We start from the raw sequence: 20,094 nt of genomic DNA, 5'->3' as shown, positions 1-20,094 counted from the left end.
CTAGCGGCCAGCGGCACTTTGCGGTTCGCCCGGCATATCCCGCCGCCTGATGTGAGTTTTGCGCCGATCAGCCCTGCCGCCGCGCGCCCTGAACGCGGGACCTCGGGAGTTCTTTCGCGCGCAGATCCGGCGGCGGGGCGCGAAAAACTGCCCGGTCAGCCGGTGCTGCGGCACGCAAGGGGGCGCCGCCAGCAGACCGGCCCGGCCATCCGCAACCGGCGGCCCGGCATCTGGCGGTCCGGCCGGGCTCCGGCGCGCGCCCGGGCCCTGCCGCGCGGCGCCCGATGCGGGCGGCTTGGCCCTCTCCGCCCGCGCTCAGCCGAATTGGGTGATGACGGTTGCGCCGACCGCTTCGAACCGGTCCATTCGCATCAGGGCGGCGGGGGCATCGGCCAGGCTGATCCGCGCGCCGACCAGCCGCGCGGGATCCAGCTTGCCCGACTGCACCATGTCCAACATGGCATCATAGCGATGCGCCTGCATGCCGTGGCTGCCGAGGATCTCAAGCTCATGCGCGATCACCTTTGCCATCGGCACCGCCGGAACGGCGTGATCGGCGAGCATCAAGCCCACCTGCACATGTTTCCCGCGCCGCCGCAGGCTGAGGACCGAGTTGAAGCAGGTCACCGGATGCCCCAGCGCGTCGAGCGAGACATGCGCGCCACCGCGGGTGATCTCCGCCACCGCCTCGGGCACATTGGCGGCGGTGGCGCCGTTGATCGTAGCCACCGCCCCCAGCTCTCTGGCCAGCGCCAGCTTGGCCTCATCAATGTCGATGGCCACCACATTCGCGCCGACCGCCGTGGCGATCATCACTGCCGAAAGGCCGACGCCGCCGCAGCCATGCACCGCAACCCATTGTCCGGCTGAGGTTTTCCCCTGATCCACGATGGCGCGGAAGGCGGTGGCAAAGCGGCAGCCGAGGCTGGCCGCGGTGGCGAAGTCCATGCTCTCGGGCAGGGCCACGAGGTTGAGATCGGCCTGATGGATGCCGACATATTCCGCAAACGAACCCCAATGGGTAAAGCCGGGCTGGAACTGGCTGTGACAGACCTGCTGATGCCCGGCGCGGCATTCCGGGCAGGCCCCGCAACCGCCGACAAAGGGCACCGTCACCCGGTCGCCGATGGCCCAACGCGTTACATCTTTGCCAATCGCCTGCACCTTTCCCGCCAGCTCATGCCCCGGCACATGCGGCAGCGTGATGTCGGGGTCATGTCCCATCCAGCCATGCCAGTCGCTGCGGCACAGGCCGGTGGCCTCCACCTTGATCACCACACCATGCGGGGCGGGGGTGGGGTCTGCCAGCGTGGCCAGCGACGGGGCTTGGCCAAAGGTCTCAAACAGCACGGCCTTCATCGGGCATCTCCTGTCGCGGTCGGGTTGGGGTTGCGACCAGTCTACGTATTTCACGCGAAAGACCTTTGCCAATCTTTCCCGTTTGCGCAGAATATCGGCAAATGTCTGCCCCGAATATACCCGCAAGCAGGAGATTCTGCCCCATGTCCGCCATCATGCCCGCCATCGACGCCATCAATGCCCGGATTCTGCAACTGTTGCAGGAGGATGGCCGGATGACCAATGCAAAGCTGGCAGAGCATCTGTCGATGAGCGAGACGCCCTGCTGGCGGCGGCTGAAGCGGCTGGAAGAGGGCGGCATCATCGAAGGGTATCAGGCCCGGCTGAACCGCCGGAAGTTGGGGCTGGGCGTGATGGCCTTCGTGCAATTGCGCTGCAGCGAACACGACCCGGCCGCGACGGCCGAATTTCAGCGCATCATCGAGGCTTCGCCCAACATCCTCGCCTGCCACAATACCACGGGCGCCGATGACTTCCTGCTGATCGCGGTGGCGCAGGATCTTGATGATTACAGCGCCTTTGTCGAAGGCACGTTGCGCAGACTGCCCGGCGTCACCGGGATCCGCTCCAATCTGTCGCTGCGCGAGATGAAATCTTCCAGCAAGCTCCCGGTGATCCGCAGCGCGCCGTGACCGCTGTGCCGTCTGGCGCGGCGCCAGCTGCTGCGGCAGCCGTCAGCGCGCCGTGCCGCCCCACCGTCGTCCGCCCCACTGCGGGCCGTGCCGCCCCGGGCCGTGCCGCGCGGCGGGTGCCGCGTTCTGCCACAGCCCGGTGAAGCACCGTACGCTTCCCCGGGTGCCGCCGGTGATCCGCAGGCGCTTGCCGCGAAAGCGGTTCATGTCCCGACCATCCGCGCCCAGACTTCGGGATAGCGGTGGCCCGCGATGTTTTCGGGGGCAAAGGCCGCGTCGAGACGGGTCAGCGCCGCCGCCGACAGCCGCAGGTCCGTGGCCGCCACGTTCTCCTCCAGATGCGGAATGCGCTTGGCGCCGGGAATGGGGATGATGTCGGCGCCCTGCGCCAGCACCCAGGCCAGCGCGACCTGCGCCGCACTTGCCCCCTGCGCCTGCGCGATCTCGGCAATCACGCGCAGCGGTTTGGCATTGGCTTCGGCGTTTTCGGGCTGAAACCGTGGCAGCGTGCGGCGAAAATCGCCCGGCTCCAGCGCTGCGACCGGGGGGAGGGTGCCGGTCAGAAAGCCGCGTCCCAGCGGGCTGAACGGCACAAAGGCAATGCCCAGTTCGCGGCAGGTCTGCAGGATGCCATTGGTTTCGACATCGCGGGTCCAGAGCGAATATTCGCTTTGCAGTGCCGCAATCGGATGTGTGGCCTGTGCCCGGCGCAGCGCCTCGGGTGACACTTCCGACAGGCCGATGGCGCGCACCTTGCCCTCGCGCACGAGATCGGCCATCGCCCCGACGCTTTCCTCGATCGGCACGGCGGGATCGGGCCGGTGCAGGTAATACAGGTCAATCACATCCGTCTGCAGCCGCCGGAGCGAGGCTTCGGCGACGCGGCGGGCATTGGCGGGGCTGCCGTCGGTGCCGGTGGCCTCGCCGAAATCATGGCGGTCCCCGCGATAGGTAAAGCCGAATTTGGTCGCGATCACCAGACGGTCGCGGCTGGCCTTCAAGGCCCGACCCAGCAGCTGTTCATTGCGCAGCGGGCCGTAGATTTCGGCGGTGTCAAAGAAGGTGACCCCAAGGTCCACCGCCCGGTGCAAAGTGCGGACCGAGGCCGCCTCATCCTGCACCCCATAGGCCTGACTGAGCCCCATGCAGCCCAGCCCGATGGCCGACACAGCCAGCGGCCCCATTTTGCGCATATCCATTCCCGTCTCCGTGCTTGGGTGATGCAGGGAGGATAGGCGGTGCGATAGTGCGGCATAACCCGTGCAATTCTGACTGTGGTCATCTAATATTCAGATCAATGATCGCCGCCACGGAGGCCGCAGCCCATGGACAGAACAGGCCTTTCCCGGCTGGTGGTTTTCGTGACCGTCGCCGAGAGCGGCAGCTTTCGCGCCGCGGCAGACCGGCTGGGCATCGCCCCGTCAGCGGTCAGCCACGCGGTCTCGGCCCTTGAGGACAGCCTTGGGGTGCGGCTCTTGGCGCGCACCACCCGCGCGACCCGCCCGACAGAGGAGGGCGCGCAGCTGTTGCGCCGCGTCTCGGCCCCGCTTGGCGAGATCGGGCAGGCGTTGCGCGCGGTGGCCGAGCCCGGCGATCAGCCCGCAGGCCCCCTGCGGATCACCATGCCCCGCCTTGCGGCCGATGAGATCATCATGCGCCGTTTGCCGCAGTTCTGCGCGGCCTTTCCGCGGATTGAGCTGGATATCCGCACCTCGGACAGGTTTGAGGACATCGTGCTCGGGGGCTATGACGCCGGGATCCGGCTGGGCGAGAGTCTGGAGGCGGATATGATCGCGGTCCCGGCCAGTCCGCCCCGCCGGGCGGTGATTGTGGCGGCACCCGCCTATTTCGCCCGGCATCCACCGCCTGAACATCCACGCGATCTGGCGGGCCATAACTGCATCCGGCGCCGGTTTGACAGTGGCCGCATCTACCGCTGGGAGCTGGAAAAAGACGGCCATGCCCTCAGCGTCGAGGTCAAGGGCAACCTGATCTTGCCGCAGCAGGAGCTGATCCTGCGCGCGGCTGTCGGCGGTGTTGGCCTGGCGTTCCTGTTTGAAGATACGGTGCAGGCAGAGATCGCCGACGGGCGTCTGATCGGGGTGATGCAAGATTGGTGCCCGCCCTTTGACGGCTTTTACATCTATTACCCCTCGCGGCGGCAGATGCGTCCGGCCCTGCGCGCCTTCATCGACTTCTTTCGGATGTCGCGCGGCGCGTGATCGTTGCCCGGGCGGGGGCTGTTGGCGGAGCTGGGCGGCAGGAGCCGCGCCCGTGTTTCCCCGCCGGGGTGGTATGCACTGCGCGTTACGTCCCCGCCGGGGTCCGCTGCTGCCGGGGGGGGCGAGGGCGGCACCGCGGGACGGGCCGCACCGGGGGCGCGGGGAACGGCATGCGCGGCTGAGGAGGGCCCGCACCGATGGCACTGTGATCCAAGCCACGGAGCACATTGCTGTTGGAAGCAGGTTGCTGGCGGGGGCACTTTGCTGGCGGGGTGCCTTGCCGGAGCTGTTGTGCCGGGAGGCACGTTTACCGGCACGCATTTTATATCCGGGCGCCATTTTACCGGCGCGGCATGATCTAGAACAGGGTCAGGCACTTTCGGAGGCGCTAGACTCCGCTCACGCGCGCCCGTCGCGTCGGCACCCGGGCCGTGCGGGCCTCACCGGAGGAAGAGATGACATGCGGAATTTTGACCGTCCCCGCCGCCATGGTGCCCGGCCTTCGCCCTCCACCGGCGCCGTGCTCCCATCGGATCGCTCTCCCGGTTCGCCCGGGAAGGATGCGCGCATGGGGATGATGATGCAGGATCGGCTGAAGGTCCTGCTGCTGGCTGTTGCAACACTCGGGCTGGCGGTGGGGCTTGGACTTTGGACAATGGCGCTGCCCGGGGCTGCGGCGGTGGTCTGGACGCTCGGGGTGATCCCCGTGCTGATTGGTCTGGTGGTTGAGATTGTGCGCAGCCTCGCAAAGGGCGAGGTCGGGCTCGACATTGTGGCCGCGCTCTCGATGTCGGCGGCGCTGCTGTTTGACGAAACGCTGGCGGCGGCGGTGGTGGCGCTGATGTATTCCGGCGGCACTTTTCTGGAGAGTTTTGCCGAGGGCCGGGCGCGGCGGGAAATGAGCGACCTGTTGTCCCGTGTGCCGCGCACCGCGACCCGGCAGCTGCAGGGCGCGCTGGAGGAGGTGGCGCTGGAGGCCATCGCGCCGGGCGATCTGTTGCTGATCCGTCAGGGCGATGTGGCGCCGGTGGATGGTCGGGTGGAAAGCGAGCGGGCGATGCTCGACCAATCGGCGCTGACCGGCGAGGCGATGCCGGTGCGTCTGGCGCGCGGGCAGGATGTGATGAGCGGATCGACCAATGCGGGCGATGCGTTTGACCTGCGGGTGTCGCGGGCGGCGGCCGACAGCACCTATGCCGGTATCGTGCGGCTGGTCGAGGAGGCGCAGGCCGCCAAGGCGCCGATGGCGCGGATGGCCGACCGCTGGTCGCTGATGTTCCTGATCGTCACCCTGATGCTGGCCGGTGCCGCCTGGTGGTTCACCGGCGATCCGATCCGGGCGGTGGCGGTACTGGTGGTGGCGACGCCCTGTCCCCTGATCCTTGCGGTGCCGGTGGCGCTGGTGGCGGGCCTGTCGCGGGCGGCGCATTTCGGGGTGCTGATCAAGGGCGCCAAACCGCTGGAGGCGCTGGCGCGGATCCGCACGCTGATCCTCGACAAGACCGGCACGCTGACCGACGGGCGGCCGCAGATCGTTTCGGTCCATGCCACAGGCGCGCTGTCCGGGGACGAGGTGTTGCGCTTTGCCGCCGCGCTGGATCAGGCGTCCAAGCACCCGATTGCGCAGGCCATCGTGGCCGCTGCGCGCGCGCGGGGCAGTGCAGAGGGTCGCGCGGGGGGCAGTGCGGGGGGCTGTGTGCTGCCGGTGCCGCATGACGTGGTCGAGATCCCCGGCGAAGGTGTCGCGGGTGTGATTGAGGGTCGCGCGGTTCTGGTCGGCGGCGCGGCTTTCGTGGCGGCGCGGCTGGGGCTGGCGCAGGTTGACATTGCCGCCGCAGAGGCCGGTTCGGTCATCGTGGCGCTGGGCGTGGACGGGCAGCTGATGGGGCATCTGGTGCTGGCCGATGCGCTGCGCCCGGGCACGGCGGAGCTCCTTGCCGGGCTGCGGCGCTTGGGCATCGGGCGCATCCTGCTGGCCACCGGAGACCGCCGCGCGGTGGCCGAGGCGGTGACGGCGGGGCTGGGTCTCGATGCCGTGCGCGCCGAGCTGACCCCAGATCAAAAGGTGCTTTTGGTGCTGAGCGAGCGCAAGAACGGCCCGGTGATGATGGTGGGGGATGGCGTCAATGATGCCCCCGCGCTGGCGGCGGCGGATATCGGGGTGGCGATGGGGGCGCGCGGGGCGGCGGCCTCGGCGGAGGCGGCGGATGTCGTGCTGCTGGTCGATCATCTCGACCGGTTGCTGGCGGGGATCGAGGTGGCGCAGGGCGCGCGGCGCATCGCCTTTCAAAGCGTGGCCGTGGGGATCGGCCTCTCGGTTCTGGGGATGATCGCGGCGGCGCTGGGCTATCTTGCGCCGGTACAGGGGGCGCTGCTGCAAGAGCTGATCGACGCGGCGGTGATCCTGAACGCGCTGCGTGCCCTGCGGATCCATCCGCGGCAGATGCGGGCCGCGGATGCGGCTGTGGCTGATGCGCCGGATCAGGTGGCCCTGCGCGGGCCCCTATGAGGGGCGCGGGATAATGTGGGCAGCACAGTGTGGGGCCGTGTGAGGGGCCGACCGCTCCGGCCAGCCCCTCAGGCTCCGTTTCTGGTGGGCAGTCTCAGGCGGTTGCCGCCGCGAGGCCCTGATCGAGATCGGCGATGATGTCGGCCACATCCTCGATCCCGATCGAGATGCGCACGACGTTCGGTGCCGCGCCCGCCTTGATCTGCTGCGCTTCCTCCAGCTGGCGGTGGGTGGTCGAGGCGGGGTGGATGATCAGGCTGCGGGTGTCACCAAGGTTCGCCACATGGCTGAGGAGTTTCAGGCTGTCCACCAGCTTGACGCAGGCGTCATAGCCGCCTTTGACCGCCACGGTGAACAGCGCGCCCGCGCCTTTCGGCACGATCCGTTGCGCCCGGTCATACCAGGGCGAGGAGGGCAGACCGGCATAGGTCACCGCCTCGATCCGCGGGTCTTTCTCCAGCCATTCGGCCACGGCTTTGGCGTTCGCCACATGCCGCTCCATCCGCAGGCCCAAGGTCTCGATGCCCATCAGCGTGTAATGCGCGCCCTGCGGGTTCATCGTCATCCCCAGATCGCGCAGACCCACCGCGATGGAGTGGAAGGTGAAGGCCATCGGCCCCAGCGCCTTGTGGAAGGTCAGCCCGTGATAGGCCGGTTCCGGCTGCGAGAGCGAGGGGAATTTATCCGAGGCGGACCAGTCGAACTTGCCCGAATCCACCACGATGCCGCCGGTGACGGTGCCGTTGCCGGTCATGTATTTCGTGGCCGAATGCACGACGAGCGTCGCGCCATGATCGATGGGGCGGCAGAGCCAGGGCGTGGCGGTGGTGTTGTCGACGATCAGCGGAATCCCCGCCTCATCCGCAATCCGCGCCAGCGCGTCGAGGTCGCTGACATAGCCGCCCGGATTGGCGATCGTCTCGCAAAAGAGCGCGCGGGTGTTCGCGTCAATCGCCGCTTTCACCGCGTCCAGATCATCGGTGTCGACGAAGGTCGCCGACCAGCCAAAGCGGCGGATCGTCTGGCTGAACTGGGTGATCGTGCCGCCATAGAGGCGCGAGGATGCGACGATGTTGCAGCCCGGCGCCATGAGGGGGAAAAGCGCCATGATCTGCGCCGCATGCCCCGAGGAGCAGCCAATGCCGCCCGCACCGCCCTCCAGCGCCGTGACCCGGTTGGCCAGCGCGGAAACCGTCGGGTTGGTCAGGCGCGAATAGATATAGCCGACCTCTTCGAGGTTGAAGAGACGCGCCGCGTGATCCGCATCGCGGAAGACATAGGATGTGGTCTGATAAATCGGCACCTGCCGGGCGCCGGTGGCGGGATCGGGCGCGGTGCCCGCATGCACGGCCAGCGTGTCGAAACCGAGGGTAGTGTCTGTCATGTGAGTGCTCCTCCTTGCGCCGCGCCACGCTAGGCAACCGGCGCGGTCGCGGCAATGGCGAAACCGAGCGGATCACCGCCCCGCCGCCGGGAGCCGCGTCCATTGCGGCGGCCCGGCACCCCCGCGGCGCGCGCGGGTTGCCGGCCGATGCGCTGGCATCCGCAGGCCCGGGGCGGGGGATTTATCGGGGGAAGCGGCATTTGGGCCGATTTGCCGGGCGCCGGGCGGGATCTTTTGGGAAGCGGGCGTTGCCCAGACCCTCCGCATCTGCGCGGATTGCGGCAGGTTTTGCCGTGATGCGCCGGGCTGCCCGCCTGTGCCACAGATCAGAATGGGCCTGTTGCGGGACCGTAACCGTCGGGAGGCCGGTCGCCGCGCCGCTAAACCTCGGTCCCCGCGGCGAGGCGCGCCAGAATGCCCTCTGCCTCCGCCAGAAGGGCGCTTTGCAGCGGGGCCTCCATCCGGTCAAAGCTGCGGTACATCTGCGCCATGCGCGGGTTCCGGGCAAAGCGGTCGCGGTGCCGCATGAGGAAATGCCAATACAGCGGGTTGAACGGGCAGGCCCGGGGACCGGTGCGCTCTTTCACCCGGTAGTGGCAGGTGCCGCAATAATCCGACATCCGGTTGATATAGGCCCCCGAGGACACATAGGGTTTGGAGGCCAAAAGCCCACCATCGGCAAACTGGCTCATCCCCAAAGTGTTGGGTGCCTCGACCCATTCGATGGCATCGATATAGACGGCAAGGTACCATGCATGCACCTCGGCCGGGTCCACCCCGGCCAGCAGCGCGAAATTGCCGGTGATCATCAGCCGGTGGATGTGATGGGCATAGGCGTGATCGCGGGTCTGGGCCACCGCGGTCGACAGGCAGTTCATCCGGGTCGGTGCCCCCCAATAGGCGGCGGGCAGCGGCGCGCTGTGGTTCAGGGCGTTTTGTGTCAGATAATCCGGACCTTTCAGCGCCCAGATGCCGCGCACATATTCGCGCCAGCCGATGATCTGCCGGATGAACCCCTCCACCGCCGCCAAGGGGGCGGTGCCCGCGTGATAAGCCGCTTCGGCGCGCTGACACACCTCAAAGGGGGAGAGCAGGCCGATGTTCAGGCTGGAGGAGAGCAGGGAATGGCTGAGGAACGGATCACTCTCCAGCATTGCATCCTGCTCATCGCCAAAACGCGGCAGGCTTTGGGTGATGAAATGGTCCAGCGCATGCAGCGCCTCGGCGCGGTCGGTGGGCCAGTGGAACGGGCGCAGGCGGCCAAAATGCCCGGGAAAGCGCGCCGCGACCAGATCAAGCACGGCCTCGGTCGCCGCATCCGGGGCAAAGCGCAATGGGGCCGGGCGCAAGAGGTCAGGCGCGGCGGGCTTGCGGTTGTCATGGTCAAAATTCCACTGGCCGCCCACCGGCTCTGACCCTGCCATCAGCAGCCCGGTGCGGCGGCGCATGTCGCGGTAAAACCATTCCATCCGCAGGGATTTGCGTTCCGACGCCCAGGCGGTGAAAACCTCGGGCGGGCAGAGAAAGCGATCATCGGGCAGAAAGCGCAGCGGCAGTGGCAGGTCGCGGAGTGACGCCAGCAGACGCCAGTCGCCGGGCGTGGTGACAAGGACCTCCTCCGCCCCGGTTTCGGCCATCCGGCGGATCACCTCGGCGGGCAGGCTTGGTCCGGTCTCCGGATCATCCAGCGCGGCATAGGCCACGCGAAAGCCTTGCCCGCGCAACCGGGCGGCAAATTTGCGCATCGCGGTCAGCACGAGGGCGATTTTTTGCGGGTGATGCGGCACATAGCTGCCCTCTTCCATCACTTCGGCCATGACGATCAGGTCCCGCGCGGGGTCCGCCTGCCGCAGCGCGGCAAGGTCGTCGGAAAGCTGGTCCCCCAGCACGAGAATGAGGCGCATCGGTGGACCCTTTCGCTTGTGCCGGGGATCTAGCGCGGGCTGCGGGGTTGTACAGGGGGCGCTGCGGCAAAAAGCCGTGCGGCGGCACGGGAGAGGGTCTTGCGACGGGCTCCCGCAGGGCCGCTCAGCGGCATTGCCGGGCGCTGCCCATCGCAATGAGGTCTGCGCCGGTTTTCACGGTAAAGCCCACGGTCAGCATGCGCCCTTCGCTCAGAAACCAGCGGCGCAGGGGGCCGGGGTAATGCGTCGCCATGAACTGGCTTGCGGCCTCAAACTCCCGGGGGGGCAGGCCGATGCCGTAGAGCGGGGACGAGGGGCCGTGAAAGCCGAATTTCGCTGTGGGATCAACGCATACATCCTGCAGGCCCAGATACATCGTGCAGGAGGACCAGCAGCCGCCGGTGATCTCGACCCGACGGCCGCTGATCCCCGCCGAGGCGACGGCTTCCGCGACCCCGGTGACCGAACCGCCCGGATGGTCGTGGATGCGGATCGGTTGTGGCGGCAAGGCAAGGCCGACCGCCAATGCGATCAAAATCAGCCACCAGAACAGCATCGTGATGCGGCGTCTCATGCGGTCTCCTGACCGCAGCGTTAACCAAACGCGCTGCACTGGCAATGTGAAAGACCGGGAACCGCAGCCTGGCGTCGCGGGGGCGACAGGCAAGCGCGGATTTGCGCCGCGACAGGCAGCGGCCGGGCAGAAAATGCGCAGTGTCGGCGGTCGGGTCGGGCAACCGGGCCGGGCGCGGGAAGGCCCGGAGGGCCGCCCGCCCGCGCCGTCTGGCCCCCGGTCGCCGCGGCGGGCGTGGCGCAGATCCGGCGCCCATTGGTGCCGAGAGGGGACCGCGCCGGGGGGCGCCCGCCCGATGCCGGCGCTCAGCCCAGCACGAGGACCGCGCCAACCCCGGCGAGCAGCAGCACCAAGAGCAGCCAGATCCGCCCTTGATTCACGAGCGGTGTCGGGCCGTGGCATTCCCCGCAGCGCGCGGCGCCCAGCCGGAGGTGATGCCCACATCTGGCACAATGAAACACGCGCCGCGCTTTACGGGGGCTGGTTCGGATAACCACAAATAACTCCTTGTCGTCAAATGGGATCAAAGCGTGCCGGAATGCGGCATGCTTGGCTGATCCCGGGGGATTGGCTCTATGAAGTGTCATTCTGAATTCAGCAGAGACTACGCCTCTGACCGATTCGCGCAACCATCATGCTGCAATCGCGTAACAACGCGACGCGCTTTGCCGATCTGCATCAAAACATGGCCCCGGCGGATTGCCCGGTGCGGGGGGCTACAGACCGGCGGGCAGGGCGGGCGCTTTTTCATGAATAGGCGGCGCGGGGTGTTGCCGAACACCGGCTGCCAATGCCATATCCCTTGGGGGCGCCGGAGCACCGCGCCACCAGATGCCGTCAGAGGACAGGGCCGATGAAACAATATCTCGACGCTTTGCAGCATATTCTGGACACAGGGGTGCCGTGCGAAGACCGCACCGGCACCGGCACGCTGGCGGTGTTTGGCATGCAGATGCGCTACCCTTTGTCGGACGGCTTTCCCCTGCTCACGACCAAGAAGGTGCATCTGCGCTCGATCATCCATGAGCTGTTGTGGTTCCTCTCGGGCGATACCAACATTCGCTACCTGCAGGAAAACGGCGTCAGCATCTGGGATGAATGGGCCGATGCCAACGGCGATCTCGGGCCGGTCTACGGCCATCAGTGGCGCAGGTTTCCGGTGCTGGAACCGGCGGGAACCGGGCCGGATGGCTGCCCGGTCTTTACCGCGGGCGTGCGGGATCAGGTCAGTGAACTGGTCAAGCTGATCAAGACCAGCCCCGACAGCCGCCGGATGATCGTTTCCGCCTGGAACCCCGCCGATCTGCCGCGGATGGCGCTGCCGCCCTGCCACACGATGTGGCAGGTGCGGGTGCTGGGCGGCAAGCTGCATCTGCAACTCTATCAACGCTCAGCCGATATGTTTCTGGGCGTGCCCTTCAACGTCGCCTCCTATGCGCTCTTGCTGCAGATGCTGGCGCATGTCACCGGCTATGAGGCGGGGGATTTCGTGCACACTCTGGGCGATGCGCATATCTATTCCAACCACATGGATCAGGTCGCCTTGCAGATGAGCCGCGATCCGCGCCCCTTGCCGAAGATGAAGATCAAGCGGCAAGTGACGGATATATTTGACTTCAAGTTCGAGGATTTCGAGATTGAAGGCTATGACCCGCATCCGGCGATCAAGGCGCCGGTGGCGGTCTGATGCTCAGTCTGGTGGTGGCGCGCGCGCGCAACGGGGCGATTGGCAAGGGCAACACGATCCCCTGGTTCGCGCCCGAGGATCTGGCGTTTTTCCAACGTGAAACCATGGGCGGCGCGGTGATCATGGGCCGCCGCACCTGGGAGAGCCTGCCGAAAAAGCCGCTGCCCCGGCGGCTGAACATCGTGGTCACGTCGCAGCCGGTTGCGGCGGACAGTGAGGCGCTCTTCGTGCCCTTTGACGCGGCGCTGCCCACCGCCAAGGCCGCGGGCCACGCGCGGGTCTACGGCATCGGCGGCCAGCAGATCTATGCGGCGCTCTTGCCGCAGGCAGACCGGCTGCTGATCACCGAGGTGGATCTTGAGGTCGCGGAGGCCGATGCGTTCTTCCCGGCCTTTGATCCCGACGACTGGCAGCTGATCAACCGCCTGCAGATCCGGGCCGAGGGCCCAGCCTGCATCCTGCACGAATATCTGCGGCGCCCCCGTTAAGGGCGCGCCACCCGTGCCTGCCACATCGCGGCATAGGCCACCAGCTCCGGGTCCTGATCTGTCGCGGTGACGAAACGTGGTGCGCCGGTATCGCTGTGCAGCGGATCGGTCGGGGTGCCGGTCTCGGCCCAGAGCAGCGCCGCCCCCTGCGCCGTCCCCGTTTGCGACGCCGAGGCGGTGACGCCCTGACCGCAGGCGGCCTCCAGCATGGAGAGATAGAAGGCGTTGCGCGCAAAGGGCCCTTCGACCCGCACGGCGCCCCTGGCCCCGGTTATCCGCAGACATTCGGCGGTCATCAGCGCCAGATACCAGCTGACCACCACCTGCCGCTCGCCCGCGCTGATCGTGTCTTCCGGCGCGCTCCACCGCATCTGGCGGCCCTGATAGGGGCCGCTTTTGGGTTCGACCGCGGGGAAGAGCATCAACTTGCGTGCCAGCGCCGAGGTGACATCGGCATGGGTCGCCTGCGTGCCGATGGGCGGTTGCACGCGGGCATATTCGCGCCCGCCCATGAAACGGGCCGAGGGGATCGGCTCGCCATAGGCATTCACATTGATCAGCGTGTCGCGCCGCGGATCCAGCGTCACCGGATCGCCGCCCACCGTCATCACCACCACCCAGGTGCCGGTCGAGACCACCGAGAACGAGGCCTCGCGGCCCAGCAGATAGGGCAGAAGCGAGGCATTGCTGTCATGGATGCCGCAGCAGACCGGGGTGCCGGGGGCCATTTTGGTCCGCTCGGCCACATCTTTGCGCAAGACGCCGACCACCTCGTACGAAGGCAGCGCCGGCGCGAGTTTTTGTGACAACCCCAGCCGGGCGACCAGCCGCGAGAATTTCCGCTCATGCGGGTCCCACAGATCGGTGTGGCAGCCGAGCGAGGTCACGTCGGTCGCCGCGGAGCCGGTCAGGCGATGCACCCAATATTGCGGCCAGGTCACCACCGTGGCCACGCGGTCGCGCAGCTCGGGGTCGCGGGCGAACAGCCAGTGCAGCTGCGCCCCGAGGTTGAGGCCCAGCGGCAGCCGCGGAGAGCCGGTTTCGGCGAAATCCGGGCGCAGCGTGTCATAGGCGGCGGCGGTTTCATCGGGGCCGTCATGTTCGTAATCAAGGACCGGTGTCGCCAGCGTGCCCTGCGCGTTCAGCAAGGCGGCACAGGCGCCATGCGTGGTGACCGAGATGGCATCGACGCGGTGCCGCTCGTGGATATCGGCCAAAGCGGCCAGGATGAACTCCCACTGGGATTCGGTGTCGAAATGCGGATAGGGCGGGCCGGGGCGCACGCCGTTGGGCATGGTCTTCACCGCCAGTTCGGCGCGGTTTTGCAGATCGACCAGCGCGACCTTGATGTTGGTTTTGCCGATGTCGATGACGGCGATCTGGCGGGGGGGCACGGCGCGGCGCGGCATGGGTCAGGCCATCTCGAAAAGCGGGACAAGTGGCACCGCCACCGGTTCGTTGCCCGGATGGGTGCGCATCAGATCGGCCATATGCGCCCACCAGCGCTGCATCACCGGATGCGCGGGCAGGGCCTGCATCCCGTGGTTTTCGGGGCGGCTCAGAATGCCGAAGAGGATATGCGTCTCCGGGTCCAGATGGATCGTGTAATCGCGCACCCCGGCGCTGTGCAGCAGATCGACCAGTTCCGGCCAGATCGCATCGTGGCGGGCGCGATATTCGGCCTCCATCCCCGGATTGAGGTGCATTTTGAAAGCGTAACGTTCCATGCGTGGTCTGGCCTTTCTTACGCGCGCGCCGATCTGAACCGCGCCCAAAGCTTGGGCAGGGCGATCACCCCGATCAGCAGGAGGCCGATGAAGATCGACATCAGGATACCCGGAACATTCAGCAAGCCAAAGCCAAAGGTGACAAGCCCCATGATGAAAGCCGCGAGGACAACGCCGGGAATGCTGCCCGCACCGCCCAGAATGTTGACGCCGCCGAGCACGACCATGGTCACCACCTCCAGCTCATAGCCCATTGCGATGGAGGGGCGGGTTGAGCCGAGGCGCGCGGTCAGGCAGATGGCGGCAATGCCCGACATGAGACCGGTCAGCAGGAACAGCCGGAATTTCACCCGGTCCACCCGGATGCCGGAAAAGGCAGCGGCGGTGGCATTGTTGCCGATGGCATAGACCAGACGGCCAAAGTTCGTGCCGTGCAGCAGCACCGCATACAGCACCGCGCAGCCGATGAAGAGCACGAATTCAAACGAGAAGACCCACCAGACATAGCCCTGCCCGAACCAGGCAAAGCTGGCCGGATAGCCGGTGAAGGCCTGATCGCCGAGCACGATATAGCTCAGCCCGCGGTAGAGGCTCATGGTGCCGATGGTGACGACGATGGAGGGCAGGCCGAGGCGGGTGACCAACAGGCCATTGACCACGCCGCAGCCCAGACCCACCAGAAGGCCCACGGCCACCAGGGTGGGGGTGCCCGCGCCCATCGACATCGCCACGCCCATCGCGGTGGAGGACAAGGCGATGATCGAGGCGACGGAGAGGTCAATCTCACCCGCGATGATCAAAAGCGCCATCGCAAAGGCGATCAGCACCTTTTCGGTGAAGTTGAAGCTGGCATCCGAGAGGTTCCACGGGTCGAGGAAATAGGGAGAGAGCATTGAATTGGCGATAAAAATCGCCAGTGCCACCACGATAAGCAGGCTTTCCCAGCTTTTCAGCGCGCGGCTGGTGCGGCTGCGCAGCCGGTCGGGGATCTGGCGGCCGGTGATCTGGCCTCCGGTGGATGCCGCGCCGCGCGGGGCCTCGGGGGAAATATTGCTCATTGCGCGGTCTCCGGAGCATAGGCGTGTTTCAGGATCAGGCGGCCCTTGGCGCGGCCCTGGCGGGCATTCAGCGCCACCGCGAGCAGGATGGCCGAGCCGGAGATCGCCAGCTGCCAGAAGGGCGAGATGCCGACGACGGGCAGGGCGTTCTTGATAACGCCGAGGAAGATCGCCCCCAGCACCGCCCCGCCGACCGAGCCGAGCCCGCCGCCGATGGAGATGCCGCCGATCACACAGGCGGCGACCACATCCAGTTCAAACCCGCCCGCGATATCGACATAGGCCACGGCGTAACGGGCGACCCAGAGATAGCCGGTCAGCCCGGCCAATGTGCCCGAGAGCACAAAGGCCATGAACTGCGTGCGCCCCGTGCTGATGCCGGTATAGACCGCCGCATGCGGATTGCCGCCCACGGCGAAAAAGCTGCGGCCCAGCGGCGTGCGCCGGATCAGCAGGGCAAAGAGCGCGATGATCAGAAGCGCGATCCAGCTCAGCACCGGCAGGCCGAGGATTTCAGCGCGCGGAAAGGCTTTGAACGCCGGGCTCATCTGATGCGCATTGATCCATTTGCCGTCGGAAATCAGAAAGATGATGCCGCGGAAAATGGTCATCGTGCCCAGCGTCACCACAATCGGCGGGATCTCCATCTTCCAGACCAGAATGCCGTTCACCGCGCCCAGCAGCGCCCCAAGCACCACCACCAGCGCCAAGATCAGCGGCATCGGCACGCCCGCGCCATCGGCCATCGCCGCGACCATGCCGCAGAGCGCCAGATTGGCCGCGACCGAGAGGTCGATGCAGCGGGTCAGAATGACCACCATCTGCCCCAGCGCCAGAATGATCAGCGGCGAGGTGTCGTTGAACACGTTCTTGAGATTGGCGGGCGCCACAAAGCCGGGGAACCGCAGCGCGATGACCGCGATCAGCGCGAGGATGCCCGCGCCCAGGAGCGCTTCGCGGGATTTCAACAGCGATGTCATGCGCGTGCCTCCTGATGGGCAGAGCCGGTTTCGGCTTTGGGCTCCGCGGCATTGATCCCGGCGGCGGCGCGCACCAGCGCCTCGGGGTTCATCGTCTCGCGCGGGAATTCGGCGACCATGCGGCCTTCGCGCATCACGATCACCCGGTCGGACATGCCCAGAACCTCGGGGATTTCAGAGGAGACCATGATCACCGCCAGCCCCTCGGCGGCGAGTTCGGCCATGAATTCATGCACCGCGGCCTTTGAGCCGACATCGATGCCCTTGGTCGGCTCATCCAGAATGATCACCCGGGGTTTGGTGGCCAGCCATTTGGCGATGACCACCTTTTGCTGGTTGCCGCCCGACAGCAGCCCCACGTCCTGATCGAGCGACGCCGCCCGCAGATCCAGCCGCTCGGTATACTGCCGGGTCAGGCTGAACTCCTCGGTCAGCCGCAGGAAGCCGTGGCGCGAGGTGCGGTTCAGCGAGGGAAGGGTGACGTTTTGAAAGATCGGCAGGCCTTTGACCGCACCCTGTTTTCCGCGATCTTCGGGCACATAGACGATGCCTGCGGCGATGGCTTCGGCAGTGGTGCGGATCACCGTCACCTCCTCGCCAACCCGGCAGGCCCCGCGCGAGGGCTTGGTGATGCCGAAAAGCGCCTGCATCACCTCGGAGCGCCCCGCGCCGACAAGGCCGTAAAAGCCAAGGATTTCGCCTTCATGCAGGGTGAAGTTGATGTCCTCAAATTCGGTCGGGTGACAATAACCGGCAACCGTCAGCACGCGTTTGCCCAGCCGCGGGATGCGTTTGGGGAAGATGTGGTCCACCGCCCGGCCGACCATCAGCCGCACGAGGCCATCCTCGGTCGCCTCCGCCATCGCGCCTTCGGCGACAAATTCGCCATCGCGGAACACCGTCCAGCGGTCGGCGATGCGGAAGATCTCATCGAATTTATGGCTGATGAAGAGGATCGCCTTCCCCTCGGCCTTCAGCCGGTCAACGAGGTCGTAAAGCTCGTGGATTTCCTTGTGGCTCAGCGCCGCCGTCGGCTCATCCATGATCACCACGCGGGCGTCGATGGAGAGGGCGCGGGCGATGGCCACCAGATGTTTTGAGGCAATGCCGAGATCGCGCAGCAGGGTCTTCGGATCCAGATCGGCGTCAATGCGTTTCAAAAGTGCCGCGGCCCCCGCCTGCATCGCCGCCCAGTCGATCAGACCAAAACGGCTGCGCGGCGCATGGCCGAGATAGATGTTCTCCGCCACCGTCAGCTCATCAAAGAGCACGGTTTCCTGATGGATCGCGGTCACGCCCGCGCGGGCGGCGGCATCGGCATTGGCGAAATGCACAGGGGTTCCATTCACCGCAATGCTGCCCTCATCGGGCTGATAGATCCCGGTCAATATCTTGACCATGGTGGATTTTCCGGCGCCATTCTCACCGATCAGCGCGGTGACTTGTCCGGGATAGAGGTCAAGCTGCACCCCCGAGAGGGCCCGCACGCCGGGGAAGGTCTTGGTGATGCCGCGCAGGGACAGCACCGGCTCGGCACTGGGCTGCGGGGCCGCAGGTTGCGGTTGCATGATATATCCGGACGTTGAAGCGAAGGGGGGCGCTGTGGGCCTGCGAACGGTCCGCCATCAGCGCGGCAGAGAAGGGGCGCAGGTTTCCCCGCGCCCCGGGAGAGGATCAGAAGATCGAGGAGAATTCGTCGACGTTGGTCGCGTCATAGACGAACGGATCGGCCATCGCTCCTTCGAGATTGTCGTCGAGCGTCACGTCGCCCATCCGGCCCATCGGGATCGTGCCGCCGGCCTCTGCCGTGGCTTTGCCCGAGGCGAGGTTGTAGGCGATCATCGTGGCCGCATAGCCCAGATCAATCGGGTTCCAGATCGCGAAGGATTTCGACGAGCCCGCATGCACATGCCCGGCCATTTCCGAGGGCAGCCCCAGACCGGTGACATTCACCTGACCGACCTTGCCCGCATCTTCCACCGCTTGCGCGGCGGCAACGATGCCCACGCTCGTTGGCGCGATGATCGCTTTCAGGTTCGGATAGGTCTGCATCAATCCGGTGGCCTCACGATAGGATTTATCGGCCAGATCGTCGCCATAGACGGTGGCGACCACATTGATGCCCGGATAATTGCCCATCACCTTGTTCATCTCGGCGATCCAGGTGTTCTGGTTGGTCGAGGTGGAGGTGGCCGAGAGCACGGCAACATCGCCGCCGTCCGGCAGGTTATCCGCCGCCAGTTTGATGATCATATTGCCGATCAGCGGGCTGGACGAGGGGTTCAGGTGCATCTGACGGCCGTCTTTCGCCACGCCGGAATCCCAGGAGATGACGGTGATGCCGCGGTCCATCGCCTTTTTCAGCGTCGGCACCAGCGCATCGGTGTCATTGGCGGAAATCGCAATCGCATCCACCTTTTGCGCGATCAGCGCATTGATCACCTCAATCTGGCCTTCGGCGGTGGTGTCGGTCGGGCCGGTGTAGATCACCTCGACATCGCCCAGTTCTTTCGCGGCTTCTTCGGCGCCTTTATTGGCGGCCTCAAAGAAGCCGATGCCCAAAGCCTTGACCACCAGCGCGATGCGCTTGGGTTCGGCATGGGCGCCGGTGGCGATCAATGCGGTGGCGAGTGCCGCCGTCGTCAGTGCCTTTTTCAGAATGCTCATTTTTCCCTCCCTGAGCGTTTCCGCCGCGCGCCTAAGCCTCCTGCGCGGCGCCTTTTCTGTCGGCGGCGCCCACGGGCACCACGATCAGCCGTACGTCCGCCGCCTCCAGCATCTGCGCCGCGCGATCCTCCAGCCGGTCATCGGTGATGACGGTGTGGATGCGGTTCAGCGGGCAGAGAATAAGGCTGGAGCGGCGTTGAAATTTCGAAGCATCGGCCAGCACGATCAATTCGTCGGCCTGCCCGATCAGTTTCTGCTCGGCCTGGATCAGCAGCGGGTCGGCCTCCATCAGACCCAATGCGCCCAGACCCTGCGCCCCCATGAACATGCGGCGCGCATAGAAATTGCGCGTCACGTCATTGTCGAAAGGGGAGAGGATGATGTTCTGCTCGCGGTAGATCGTGCCACCCGAGAGCAGGATGGTGTTTTTCGAATGCTTCAGCAGATGCTCGGCAATCGGAAAGGAGTTGGTGAAGACCTGACAGCGCCGCGCCGACAGGGGATGCACCATCTGAAAGGTGGTGGTGCCGCCGTTGATGATGATCGGATCGCCATCTTCACAAAGCTCCACCGCCGCGCGGGCAATTGCGCGTTTCTGCGCGATGTTGATCGTTTCATTGACCGAAAACGGCCGCCCGGCGAGGCCCACGAATTGCGGCGGCGCGATGCTTTCCGCCCCGCCGCGCACCCGGCGCAGCTTTTTCTGGACGTGCAAAGTGGCGATGTCACGGCGGATCGTGGCCTCCGAAGCCCCCGTCAGGCTGCACAGATCCACCACGGTCGCAACCGGGCGTTCCTGAATGGCCGAGAGAATGATCCTGTGGCGTTCGCTTTCGTGCATCTGGTCCTCCTTGCCGGTGAGATTTCCACCGATTCCAATCACTGTCAATCACAATCAATCAG

General features: G+C 66.3%; 17 protein-coding genes. 5 read left to right on the top strand and 12 right to left on the bottom strand.

Translation table 11 applies throughout. The features are described from left to right. Positions 1-315: 315 nt before the first annotated feature. The gene (locus ACEN2S_RS17035; protein ID WP_441868090.1) at positions 316-1,359 is read right to left on the bottom strand and encodes a zinc-dependent alcohol dehydrogenase family protein; all 1,044 of its coding nucleotides are present in this window, start codon (positions 1,357-1,359) and stop codon (positions 316-318) included. A 143-nt stretch (positions 1,360-1,502) separates the two neighbouring features. On the opposite strand from ACEN2S_RS17035, the gene ACEN2S_RS17030 reads away from it, so the two are divergent. Then, positions 1,503-1,991, top strand: coding sequence for an Lrp/AsnC family transcriptional regulator (locus ACEN2S_RS17030; RefSeq protein WP_441868088.1), 489 nt, complete (start codon positions 1,503-1,505; stop codon positions 1,989-1,991). A gap of 203 nt (positions 1,992-2,194) precedes the next feature. On the opposite strand, the gene ACEN2S_RS17025 is transcribed toward ACEN2S_RS17030, so the two are convergent. After that, positions 2,195-3,190 carry an aldo/keto reductase gene (locus ACEN2S_RS17025; protein ID WP_441868086.1) on the bottom strand — a complete coding sequence of 332 codons (996 nt, stop codon included), beginning with the start codon at positions 3,188-3,190 and terminating at the stop codon, positions 2,195-2,197. Between the two features lie 126 nt (positions 3,191-3,316). Here ACEN2S_RS17025 and ACEN2S_RS17020 point away from each other — a divergent pair, with 126 nt between their 5' ends. Both ACEN2S_RS17020 and ACEN2S_RS17015 read left to right on the top strand, forming a co-directional pair. After that, a complete protein-coding gene (locus ACEN2S_RS17020; RefSeq protein ID WP_441868084.1) occupies positions 3,317-4,213 on the top strand; it encodes a LysR family transcriptional regulator in 897 nt (298 codons plus the stop codon). Positions 4,214-4,790: 577 nt separating this feature from the next. Then, positions 4,791-6,722, top strand: a complete 1,932-nt coding sequence (locus ACEN2S_RS17015) for a heavy metal translocating P-type ATPase (RefSeq protein WP_441868146.1) — start codon at positions 4,791-4,793, stop codon at positions 6,720-6,722. Between the two features lie 94 nt (positions 6,723-6,816). On the opposite strand, the gene ACEN2S_RS17010 is transcribed toward ACEN2S_RS17015, so the two are convergent. The 3 genes from ACEN2S_RS17010 to ACEN2S_RS17000 all read right to left on the bottom strand — a co-directional run bounded on the left by ACEN2S_RS17010 (position 6,817) and on the right by ACEN2S_RS17000 (position 10,584). Continuing rightward, entirely contained in the window at positions 6,817-8,106 is a 1,290-nt protein-coding gene (locus tag ACEN2S_RS17010) for an O-acetylhomoserine aminocarboxypropyltransferase/cysteine synthase family protein (protein WP_441868082.1), read from the bottom strand. 380 nt (positions 8,107-8,486) lie between these two features. Beyond that, positions 8,487-10,010, bottom strand: a complete 1,524-nt coding sequence (locus ACEN2S_RS17005) for a cryptochrome/photolyase family protein (RefSeq protein WP_441868080.1) — start codon at positions 10,008-10,010, stop codon at positions 8,487-8,489. 124 nt (positions 10,011-10,134) lie between these two features. Further along, positions 10,135-10,584, bottom strand: coding sequence for a hypothetical protein (locus ACEN2S_RS17000; RefSeq protein ID WP_441868078.1), 450 nt, complete (start codon positions 10,582-10,584; stop codon positions 10,135-10,137). 853 nt (positions 10,585-11,437) lie between these two features. Here ACEN2S_RS17000 and ACEN2S_RS16995 point away from each other — a divergent pair. After that, entirely contained in the window at positions 11,438-12,271 is an 834-nt protein-coding gene (locus tag ACEN2S_RS16995) for a thymidylate synthase (protein WP_441868076.1), read from the top strand. After that, on the top strand, positions 12,271-12,759 hold the full coding sequence (locus tag ACEN2S_RS16990; RefSeq protein WP_441868075.1) for a dihydrofolate reductase: 489 nt from the start codon (positions 12,271-12,273) through the stop codon (positions 12,757-12,759). Before ACEN2S_RS16995 ends, ACEN2S_RS16990 begins: the two co-directional genes overlap by 1 nt. On the opposite strand, the gene ACEN2S_RS16985 is transcribed toward ACEN2S_RS16990, so the two are convergent. The 7 genes from ACEN2S_RS16985 to ACEN2S_RS16955 form a co-directional block, all read right to left on the bottom strand. After that, the gene (locus ACEN2S_RS16985; RefSeq protein ID WP_441868073.1) at positions 12,756-14,168 is read right to left on the bottom strand and encodes an FGGY-family carbohydrate kinase; all 1,413 of its coding nucleotides are present in this window, start codon (positions 14,166-14,168) and stop codon (positions 12,756-12,758) included. The two genes, ACEN2S_RS16990 and ACEN2S_RS16985, sit on opposite strands and share 4 nt — an antisense overlap. 3 nt (positions 14,169-14,171) lie before the next feature. Then, complete coding sequence (locus tag ACEN2S_RS16980; protein ID WP_441868071.1) at positions 14,172-14,486, bottom strand: L-rhamnose mutarotase; 315 nt, start codon at positions 14,484-14,486, stop codon at positions 14,172-14,174. Between the two features lie 17 nt (positions 14,487-14,503). Beyond that, positions 14,504-15,544: an ABC transporter permease gene (locus ACEN2S_RS16975; RefSeq protein ID WP_441868069.1), complete on the bottom strand. Its 1,041-nt coding sequence runs from the start codon at positions 15,542-15,544 to the stop codon at positions 14,504-14,506. Next, entirely contained in the window at positions 15,541-16,524 is a 984-nt protein-coding gene (locus ACEN2S_RS16970; RefSeq protein WP_441868067.1) for an ABC transporter permease, read from the bottom strand. Before ACEN2S_RS16970 ends, ACEN2S_RS16975 begins: the two co-directional genes overlap by 4 nt. Further along, positions 16,521-18,092, bottom strand: coding sequence for a sugar ABC transporter ATP-binding protein (locus tag ACEN2S_RS16965; RefSeq protein ID WP_441868065.1), 1,572 nt, complete (start codon positions 18,090-18,092; stop codon positions 16,521-16,523). Before ACEN2S_RS16965 ends, ACEN2S_RS16970 begins: the two co-directional genes overlap by 4 nt. Positions 18,093-18,198: 106 nt before the next feature. After that, the gene (gene rhaS / locus ACEN2S_RS16960; RefSeq protein ID WP_441868063.1) at positions 18,199-19,191 is read right to left on the bottom strand and encodes a rhamnose ABC transporter substrate-binding protein; all 993 of its coding nucleotides are present in this window, start codon (positions 19,189-19,191) and stop codon (positions 18,199-18,201) included. 31 nt (positions 19,192-19,222) lie between these two features. After that, the gene (locus ACEN2S_RS16955; protein WP_441868061.1) at positions 19,223-20,032 is read right to left on the bottom strand and encodes a DeoR/GlpR family DNA-binding transcription regulator; all 810 of its coding nucleotides are present in this window, start codon (positions 20,030-20,032) and stop codon (positions 19,223-19,225) included. Positions 20,033-20,094: the final 62 nt, after the last annotated feature.

It is taken from the genome of Phaeovulum sp. W22_SRMD_FR3 (assembly GCF_052113705.1).
GTDB lineage: Bacteria > Pseudomonadota > Alphaproteobacteria > Rhodobacterales > Rhodobacteraceae > JBGQOG01.
Note: the sequence above shows the minus strand (reverse complement) of the source record. Positions and strands in the feature narration are given on the sequence as shown.

Coding starts and splice junctions, on each gene's coding strand:
- ACEN2S_RS17035 (WP_441868090.1), bottom strand. CDS start 1,359: ATGAAGGCCGTGCTGTTTGAGACCTTTGGCCAAGCCCCGTCGCTGGCC.
- ACEN2S_RS17030 (WP_441868088.1), top strand. CDS start 1,503: ATGTCCGCCATCATGCCCGCCATCGACGCCATCAATGCCCGGATTCTG.
- ACEN2S_RS17025 (WP_441868086.1), bottom strand. CDS start 3,190: ATGGATATGCGCAAAATGGGGCCGCTGGCTGTGTCGGCCATCGGGCTG.
- ACEN2S_RS17020 (WP_441868084.1), top strand. CDS start 3,317: ATGGACAGAACAGGCCTTTCCCGGCTGGTGGTTTTCGTGACCGTCGCC.
- ACEN2S_RS17015 (WP_441868146.1), top strand. CDS start 4,791: ATGATGCAGGATCGGCTGAAGGTCCTGCTGCTGGCTGTTGCAACACTC.
- ACEN2S_RS17010 (WP_441868082.1), bottom strand. CDS start 8,106: ATGACAGACACTACCCTCGGTTTCGACACGCTGGCCGTGCATGCGGGC.
- ACEN2S_RS17005 (WP_441868080.1), bottom strand. CDS start 10,010: ATGCGCCTCATTCTCGTGCTGGGGGACCAGCTTTCCGACGACCTTGCC.
- ACEN2S_RS17000 (WP_441868078.1), bottom strand. CDS start 10,584: ATGAGACGCCGCATCACGATGCTGTTCTGGTGGCTGATTTTGATCGCA.
- ACEN2S_RS16995 (WP_441868076.1), top strand. CDS start 11,438: ATGAAACAATATCTCGACGCTTTGCAGCATATTCTGGACACAGGGGTG.
- ACEN2S_RS16990 (WP_441868075.1), top strand. CDS start 12,271: ATGCTCAGTCTGGTGGTGGCGCGCGCGCGCAACGGGGCGATTGGCAAG.
- ACEN2S_RS16985 (WP_441868073.1), bottom strand. CDS start 14,168: ATGCCGCGCCGCGCCGTGCCCCCCCGCCAGATCGCCGTCATCGACATC.
- ACEN2S_RS16980 (WP_441868071.1), bottom strand. CDS start 14,486: ATGGAACGTTACGCTTTCAAAATGCACCTCAATCCGGGGATGGAGGCC.
- ACEN2S_RS16975 (WP_441868069.1), bottom strand. CDS start 15,544: ATGAGCAATATTTCCCCCGAGGCCCCGCGCGGCGCGGCATCCACCGGA.
- ACEN2S_RS16970 (WP_441868067.1), bottom strand. CDS start 16,524: ATGACATCGCTGTTGAAATCCCGCGAAGCGCTCCTGGGCGCGGGCATC.
- ACEN2S_RS16965 (WP_441868065.1), bottom strand. CDS start 18,092: ATGCAACCGCAACCTGCGGCCCCGCAGCCCAGTGCCGAGCCGGTGCTG.
- rhaS (WP_441868063.1), bottom strand. CDS start 19,191: ATGAGCATTCTGAAAAAGGCACTGACGACGGCGGCACTCGCCACCGCA.
- ACEN2S_RS16955 (WP_441868061.1), bottom strand. CDS start 20,032: ATGCACGAAAGCGAACGCCACAGGATCATTCTCTCGGCCATTCAGGAA.